Below are 7355 nucleotides of genomic sequence, written 5' to 3'. Positions count from 1 at the left end.
TCAGGCCCGGAAGGGAGCAGCCGTAGTCAGGGATGTGTGTGCCGAGGTGTGGCTGGTAGAGTCGCCACCCAATTTTTATTAATCGCCGTCGGGGCGTTTCCTTCCTTTAAGAAAGTCCAGCGCTTCCGTTATTGCTTTATGTACTTGCATCTCCATGTCCAGTCGCTTTGAAGGTGGCAAGAAGAATGCCATATCCACCTCGTGTCGAATGTAGCGGGGCGGTAACTGATTAAGTACCAGACAACACAGGTCAGAAAGAAACTCCTGACTGTATTGTTTTTCTAATTCCAACTCTTCTATTCGGTCGGCAACTAAGCGTTCATAGTAATTGTGGATGTCATCGTCAAACTTCATACGTCTTTCCTTCTGTTAGTAGCTGACTCTCAGTATAAACATGATAGCTGGCTCTTAGTAGTTGAGCATGAGCGCGGACTAAACGATCTAAGTTACGTTGATAACCGCCTCCGATAACGGCAGCCAGGGGAATATCTTCACGCTTTGCAAAGCCTAGTACAGAAAGGTCACGTTGAAAAATTCCGGCAAGGCTAATATTCAGGTGGCCGAGCTCATCACGTTGATAAATATCAACACCGGCGTCGTATAAAATAAGGTCGGGCTTAACGTCCCGCTTAATAAACTGCAGGGTCTCCTGCAAAGTATCCAGGTATTGCTCATCGGACGTATGTTTGGCTAAGGGTTTGTCTAAGTCAGACTCAACTTTAGAGAACGGAAAGTTGCGCTCGCCATGGAGTGAGCAAGTAAAAACTCTGTCGTCATTAGCAAACAGAGTGGCCGTTCCGTCTCCCTGGTGAACATCGGTATCCAATACCGCGATTTTTAAGCTTGGGTACTTAAGCAACAGTTCATTACAGGCAATTGCCAAATCATTGATTAAGCAAAAACCGCTTCCCCAGTCTTTATGAGCATGATGGTAACCTCCGGAGAAGTGAATGGCGATACCACGAGTTAATGCCAACTCAGTGGTTAACAGAGTTCCTCCGGCTGAGGTTAATGTGCGCTGCAATAAGCTTTCCGACCAGGGGAAGCCAATGCGGCGCCAGAGTGTCTTTTCCATACTGTTTTGGCGAAGCTGCTCAATGTAACCTGAACAATGCGTACGGGCGACTTGCTGCCAATTAAGAGCGCTTGGTCTATGCCATTGGTGTTCTTTGGCCCCGTGCTTAATTGCCCAATTTTTTAATAAACGGTATTTCTCTATTGGGTACCGATGCCGGGGAGGTAAGTTTAATTCACTATATATAGGTGAATAAATAAAAGGGACGTCAACCTTCTTCATAACGACTGATCTTTTTCTCCAGAGTATCAATAGCCATTTGGCATCGGTTAAGTCGTTGCTGGGCTCGTTGTATTAACACCGGATTGTTTTGAGAAACGGCGTTATCCAGGTTTTCGGTCAACCGTCTTTCATAGTCTCTGTAAGTAACAAGCTGTTGATGCAATTGCTGAATCTTATTTTGTGCCGTAATGCGGCTGTCTTGTTCTTGCTTAGGAAGCTTATTAATACGCAATGCCGTGGTTAAAGCTTCCAATTGCAGGCTCAGACGCTCCGCAAGATAATACTGAGCTTGCTGACCTTCAGTTCTTTGAAGCTGAGCAAAGGTGTCCTGAGTTTCGGTTACGTAATCAATTGCCAGGTTAGAGCGTCTGCTGAAAAGTGATGGACTGAACCATTTTTCGCTCAGTTCGTTCTGTTTTTGTCGATTTTTTGCATCGATCTGCTCAGCACGCTCACTTAAATTAGTGAGCAGCTGTTCAATATGTTGTATTGACGTTGCATTTAATATCTCTCTCATGCCTTTATCTTAAAGGAATTTGGAACTTAGGTCACTAAATTGGGTCTGTCATTGAATATAGGTCGACGAATTAGTTGTTTAAAAAACGTTGAAATTCAAAAGTCAGTGTTGTTCGCCGATCAAAAAGTGATACTATTCTAGAAGGAGTAATATCCAGAGTTAGGTAGATAAGCACCTAAATTCAGGGTATGAAAAGAGTTGACGACAGGATGTTGTCCGAGAAAAAATCTGGAAATTACGCGACTCCAGATCCGTGTTCTACACTGGATATATAGCGACAGCTATAGCGCGGTTGACTCAGTTTACTTGGTTGACAGCGTATAGTCATCGTGGGAGTATTCATTGGTATTGCTGCATTTTAGGCAATAAAAATAAAGTGTAGAACTAGATCTTTTCGTCATTCAAACAACTGGTGTTTCGCGCCTTAGGCGTTGAAGCGGAAGTTAAGTCAAATTGGTTGGGAACTATGACCAAAGTAATCAAAAGAACCAAACTCGCTGCAACCCTGATGGGTGTGATGGCGTTTGCTGGCACCGGCGTTGCCGCTGCACAGCAAGTAGATGTAGCTAAGCTACAAAACGAAGAGAAGAAGATTTTGAACGCTGACGAACAGTCGCAAGAGAAAATCAACTCTTTGTTCGAGCAGAGCCAAGATCTTCTTATCGAGTATCGCTCAGTTGTTTCTGAGTACGAGAACTTGAAAGTCTATAACGATCACGTTCAGCGTTTGGTCAATGACCAAAACGCGACGCTTGAGTCTCTTCAGAAACAAATTGATGGAATCGAACGCACTAAGCAGGGCGTTGTTCCTTTGATGTATGAAATGATTGATTCGCTTGAACAGTTCGTGAAATTGGACATTCCAATTCACCGTGAAAAGCGTATGGATCGTGTTGAGCGCCTGCGTGACATCATGGACAGCTCAAGTGTTTCTACATCAGAGCAGTTCCGCCAAATCATCGAAGCTTATCAGACCGAAATGGACTACGGTTCAGGTTTGATTTCTTACCAGGGCAACCTGGAAATTGATGGTAAGGAAATTGCTGTTGATTATTTCCACATGGGTCGTGTTGCTTTCTTAGCACAGTCTTTAGACTTGAAAAATGCTTGGATCTACAACAACGAAACCGATGAGTGGACTGCTTTGGAAGACGAATTTATCCGTCCTCTGACCCAAGCGATTCGTATGTCTCGTAAGCAACTTGCTTACGATCTGGTGAAACTTCCAGTATTCGCAGCGGAGAGTGCAGAATGAATAAATTAGTTAAATCGTTAATGATTGCAGCAGCAGTCACCCTTTCTGCCGGTACGACTCTCGCTGCACAGGCTCAGGATGAAACTGAAGCTAAGAACCTTAATGAGCTGCTACAGCTTGTTGAGAAAAATCGTGTTTCTTCTCGTGAACTTAACGCTGAACGTGAGCGTGAGTTTACAGCTGCCCGTGCCGATAAGCAGGCTTTGCTTAACCAGGCTAAGCAGGAGCTAGAGGAAGAGAAAGCTCGGGGCAAACGTTTACAGGAAGAGTTTTCTGAAAACGAAGTCCAGCTGGCTAATAAAGAACAGGAACTTGAGAACGCCAAAGGCACCTTAGGTGAAATGTTCGGTGTTGTTCGTGGTGCAGCGACAGAAACTATCGGTCGTGTTGCAACGTCAATTGTTAGTGCGCAGTACCCAGGCCGTGAAGACGTCTTGGAGAGTTTATCTGAAGCAAAAGAACTTCCTACTCTGGAAGAACTTGAAGAGCTTTGGAAAGCGCTTCTGACTGAAATGGTCGAATCGGGTAAAGTGGTTAAATTTAATACTGATGTTACCCTTCTAGACGGTGGAACTGAAAACCGTGAAGTGGTTCGCGTTGGTACCTTTAACTTGATTTCAGGCGATCAGTACCTGGTTTATAACGACACAACTGAACAAGTTCAGCCGTTAGGTCGTCAACCGGAGGGTGCTGCAACTTCACAAGCTGAAGAGTTTACTAGTACAGAAGAAGGTTACGAAGGTGTATACCTTGATCCTTCAAAAGGTCAGATTCTTAGTCTGTTGACGGGAAAGAAGACTCTAGAAGAGCATTATCACTCGGGTGATACTGTTGGTTATGTTATTACTGCGGTATTAATTCTGGGTCTGTTAATTTCTGTATTCAAGTTGGTTACCTTGACAGCAGCTGCCGGAAAAATCCGTTCTCAGTTGAAGAATCCTGAACAGCCTAAAGACAATAACGCATTAGGTCGTATTCTTAAGGTTTACCAAGAGAATAAGAACGCTGATGTTGAAAACTTAGAGCTTAAACTGGACGAAGCTATTCTGCGCGAAACACCGAAAGTTGAAAGTGGCATTAATGTCATCAAGATTCTTGCGGCTATCGCACCGCTGCTTGGTCTGTTAGGTACAGTTGTTGGTATGATTGGTACTTTCCAGTCGATTACACTGTTTGGTACCGGTGATCCGAAGATCATGGCAGGTGACATCTCTATGGCGTTGGTAACAACCGCTATGGGTCTGATCGCTGCTATACCATTGATTTTGGCTCACAGTATTGTGGCTGCTCGCGGCAAGTCTATTGTTCATATTTTGGATGAGCAAGCAGCGGGTATCGTAGCCTCGCACTCGGAGAAGGAGTAACCCATGCTTTACCTGATGGAACTTTGGGAATCTATCAGGGATTTTCTGGCTACCGGTGGCGATGTCTTGTACATCGTCATGGGGGTGCTCTTTCTAATGTGGGTACTGATGATTGAGCGTTATTGGTACCTTACAGGTGCGTTCCCTAAATTTCGTAAAGAAATTATTGCGAAATGGGATGCCCGTAAGGACACCACCTCATGGTACGCCCATAGAATCCGTGAAGCATGGATTTCCGAAGCGAACGAAAAACTGAATGCACGTATTCTGTTGATAAAAACTTGTGTTGCCTTATGTCCGCTGGTCGGACTGTTGGGTACCGTGACAGGTATGATTACGGTGTTTGAAATCATGGCAGTACAAGGGACGGGTAATCCTCGTCTGATGGCATCGGGTATTTCGATGGCGACTATCCCGACAATGGCGGGAATGGTTGCAGCGTTATCCGGTATGTTTTTCGCGACACGTCTTGAGAGTAAAGTGCGTAGAGCGAAAGAAGGCCTTGTTGACAGTTTGCCACATCACTAAGAGAGTAAAACTATGGCACGTAATCGTAATCGAGAAGAGGAAGATGCGTCGATCGACATGACGCCGATGCTCGACATCGTCTTCATTATGTTGATCTTCTTTATCGTAACGACCTCATTCGTCAAAGAAGCAGGTATTCAGGTTAACAAACCTGAAGCCAGTAACACGACCAAGGAGCCTTCAGCTAACATCTTTATCGCAATTCGCGAAACCGGTGAAGTCTGGATGGACAAGCGTCAGGTCGATGTAGAGCGTGTAGGCGCTAACATTGAACGTATGCTGGCTGAACAGCCGACTGACGTTGTTGTAATTCAGGCAGATAAGAAAGCTGAGCATGGTGTCGTTGTAGAAGTCATGGACCAGGTTAAGGAAGCGGGTATCGATAAGATATCCATAGCTGCGGAGAATAACTAATATGGTGCGCTTTTTAGTATCTTTACTACTAGGTGCCGCCGTTACGTTTGCTCTGTTTGCTTTCATGGCTTACTTAATCGGCGGAGGAGCGCAGCGCAACGAAGCGCCGCCTCCAACCCCGGTTATTGACATCGTAACGTCGCCACCTGAGTCTGACGTTCAGGAGCGTCGGCGTACTCCGCCGCCGCCACCGCCGCCGCCGGAGCAACCACCAGAAACACCACAGTCTGAGCCAGATACAACAGACAGTGGAATGAACATGAACATGGGTTTTGATGTTGATGTTGGTGGAGCTGATACAGGACTTTCTGGTCCAGGCGGAGGTTTAAGTTCTGACGGTGACGCAACACCAATTGTTCGAATTGAACCGCGTTACCCGCCATCAGCTGCTCGAAATGGCACCGAAGGTTGGGTTCAATTGCGCTTCACTATCGATCAACAAGGTGGTGTAACTGACGTTGAAGTCATCGATTCTGAACCTCGTCGAGTGTTTGACCGAGAGGCGCGCCGCGCTTTGTTGCGCTGGAAGTATAAGCCGAAGGTTGTTGATGGTAAGCCTGTCCGTCAGGAAGGCATGACCGTTCAGCTCGACTTCACAATGGATGGGAACTAAGAAATGAAATATATATTAAAAACATTTGTTAGTGTCCTGGCTTTTGCTTCGGTTATGTCGATGACAACGGTTCAGGCTTCGGCTCAGGATTTTGGCTTCAGCATACCGGATCAAGAGACCGTTGAGGCGCAGAAAAAAGCTCGCGACAATAAAGCTGCTTCGCAGAGTATTGGACGAGCTATCATGGACGCCTTCGAGCTGTATGAAGAAGAAAAAATTAAGGAAGCAATAGCTGTTCTTGAAGAGCAGGATCCTGACCCAGGTTACGACTCTGCTTACCTGGGCCGCTTTCTTGGAAATCTTTATGCAGCTGATGAGCGCATGGCCGACGCTTTAGAAGTTTTGAAAGACGCTGTTGATCAAGACGTGCTTGGTTGGAACGACCAGGCAGCAGCGATGAAACTGGTAGGGCAGATTAGTCTTCAGGAAGAAAAGTACGAGCAGAGTCTTGAATACCTTAAAAATTGGATTCAGTTTACAGGTAAACGCGACTCTCAAGTTTTCTTATATATGGCTAATGCCCACTATCAGTTAAAGAACTTTGCTAAGGTCATTCCGTTTGCAGAGGCATCTTTAGAAGCTGCAGATAAGCCAGAAAAGAACGTTTACAATTTGATGATGGCCTCTTACTACGAGCGTAAGATGTATCCTGAAGCAATTGGTGTTCTTGAAGAAGGTTTGAATAAGCTTCCAGAGGTTACTACTTGGTGGCCACAGTTAGCTCAATTCTACATGTTAGAAGAAAACTTATCTAAGTCTCTTCAAACTTTGGAAGTGGCGTATTTAGCCGGATACCTGAGTACAGAGAGCCAGTTTAAAATGTTGGTTCAGTTGTACGACAATGAGGGTATTCCGTATAAAGCAGCTACTACCATGGAAAAGCATGTAGAAGCCGGTGATATTGAGGAATCTGCTCGAAACTTTGCAACTATTGCAAACAGTTACCACAGAGCGAAAGAGCTTGATGAAGCCGTTTCTTGGTATGAGCGCGCAGCGGAAGCAACTAACGACTCTGGCGACAAAGGTGAATATTACCGTAAGCAAGGTAACTTGATGCTGTTGAATGAACAGTATATTGCGGCAACTGAACCTTTGAAGAGAGCCCTGGACTACCTTGAGCGTGAAGACGAAGGTCGTGTCTATATGTCATTAGCAGAAGCGTATTTCTATGGTGGTGACTATCGCCAGGCAATGCGGTATGTTGATGAAGCGGCAACCTTTGACGGTCAACGTCGCAGTGCTCGCAGCTGGAGAGGCTACATTAGGTCGACAGCAGAGCGAAAAGGTATCGATCTCGATTAATCACTTTTCGTTTGAACTGCACTGTAAAACCCGGCCACTGTGTCGGGTTTTTGTTTTTCAGAGGG

At 45.5% G+C, this 7355-nt stretch carries 9 protein-coding genes; 6 read left to right on the top strand and 3 right to left on the bottom strand.

Annotated elements, in window-relative coordinates:
• Positions 1-78: 78 nt before the first annotated feature.
• Genes B3180_RS05620 through B3180_RS05610 form a run of 3 tightly spaced genes read right to left on the bottom strand, consistent with a single transcriptional unit; the run spans position 79 to position 1814 of the window.
• Positions 79-354: a late competence development ComFB family protein gene (locus B3180_RS05620; RefSeq protein WP_278356333.1), complete on the bottom strand. Its 276-nt coding sequence runs from the start codon at positions 352-354 to the stop codon at positions 79-81.
• Positions 344-1297, bottom strand: a complete 954-nt coding sequence (locus B3180_RS05615) for a histone deacetylase family protein (protein WP_278358823.1) — start codon at positions 1295-1297, stop codon at positions 344-346. The genes B3180_RS05620 and B3180_RS05615 overlap by 11 nt, the downstream gene beginning before the upstream one ends.
• The gene (locus B3180_RS05610) at positions 1284-1814 is read right to left on the bottom strand and encodes a primosomal replication protein (RefSeq protein WP_222235623.1); all 531 of its coding nucleotides are present in this window, start codon (positions 1812-1814) and stop codon (positions 1284-1286) included. The genes B3180_RS05615 and B3180_RS05610 overlap by 14 nt, the downstream gene beginning before the upstream one ends.
• A gap of 466 nt (positions 1815-2280) precedes the next feature.
• On the opposite strand from B3180_RS05610, the gene B3180_RS05605 reads away from it, so the two are divergent.
• The 6 genes from B3180_RS05605 to B3180_RS05580 are packed head-to-tail and all read left to right on the top strand — an operon-like array spanning position 2281 to position 7290.
• Positions 2281-3069 (top strand): DUF3450 domain-containing protein, encoded by a 789-nt coding sequence (locus B3180_RS05605; RefSeq protein WP_199493860.1) that lies wholly within the window; start codon positions 2281-2283, stop codon positions 3067-3069.
• Complete coding sequence (locus B3180_RS05600; protein ID WP_199493859.1) at positions 3066-4433, top strand: MotA/TolQ/ExbB proton channel family protein; 1368 nt, start codon at positions 3066-3068, stop codon at positions 4431-4433. Before B3180_RS05605 ends, B3180_RS05600 begins: the two co-directional genes overlap by 4 nt.
• A 3-nt stretch (positions 4434-4436) precedes the next feature.
• Positions 4437-4961: a MotA/TolQ/ExbB proton channel family protein gene (locus B3180_RS05595; protein ID WP_199493858.1), complete on the top strand. Its 525-nt coding sequence runs from the start codon at positions 4437-4439 to the stop codon at positions 4959-4961.
• Positions 4962-4973: 12 nt separating this feature from the next.
• The gene (locus B3180_RS05590; RefSeq protein WP_199493857.1) at positions 4974-5375 is read left to right on the top strand and encodes an ExbD/TolR family protein; all 402 of its coding nucleotides are present in this window, start codon (positions 4974-4976) and stop codon (positions 5373-5375) included.
• A gap of 1 nt (position 5376) precedes the next feature.
• The gene (locus tag B3180_RS05585; protein WP_054491078.1) at positions 5377-5988 is read left to right on the top strand and encodes an energy transducer TonB; all 612 of its coding nucleotides are present in this window, start codon (positions 5377-5379) and stop codon (positions 5986-5988) included.
• A gap of 3 nt (positions 5989-5991) precedes the next feature.
• On the top strand, positions 5992-7290 hold the full coding sequence (locus B3180_RS05580) for a tetratricopeptide repeat protein (RefSeq protein WP_199493856.1): 1299 nt from the start codon (positions 5992-5994) through the stop codon (positions 7288-7290).
• Positions 7291-7355: the final 65 nt, after the last annotated feature.

The organism is Idiomarina sp. UBA4206 (assembly GCF_002383015.1).
Taxonomy (GTDB): Bacteria; Pseudomonadota; Gammaproteobacteria; order Enterobacterales; family Alteromonadaceae; genus Idiomarina; species Idiomarina abyssalis.
Note: the sequence above shows the minus strand (reverse complement) of the source record. Positions and strands in the feature narration are given on the sequence as shown.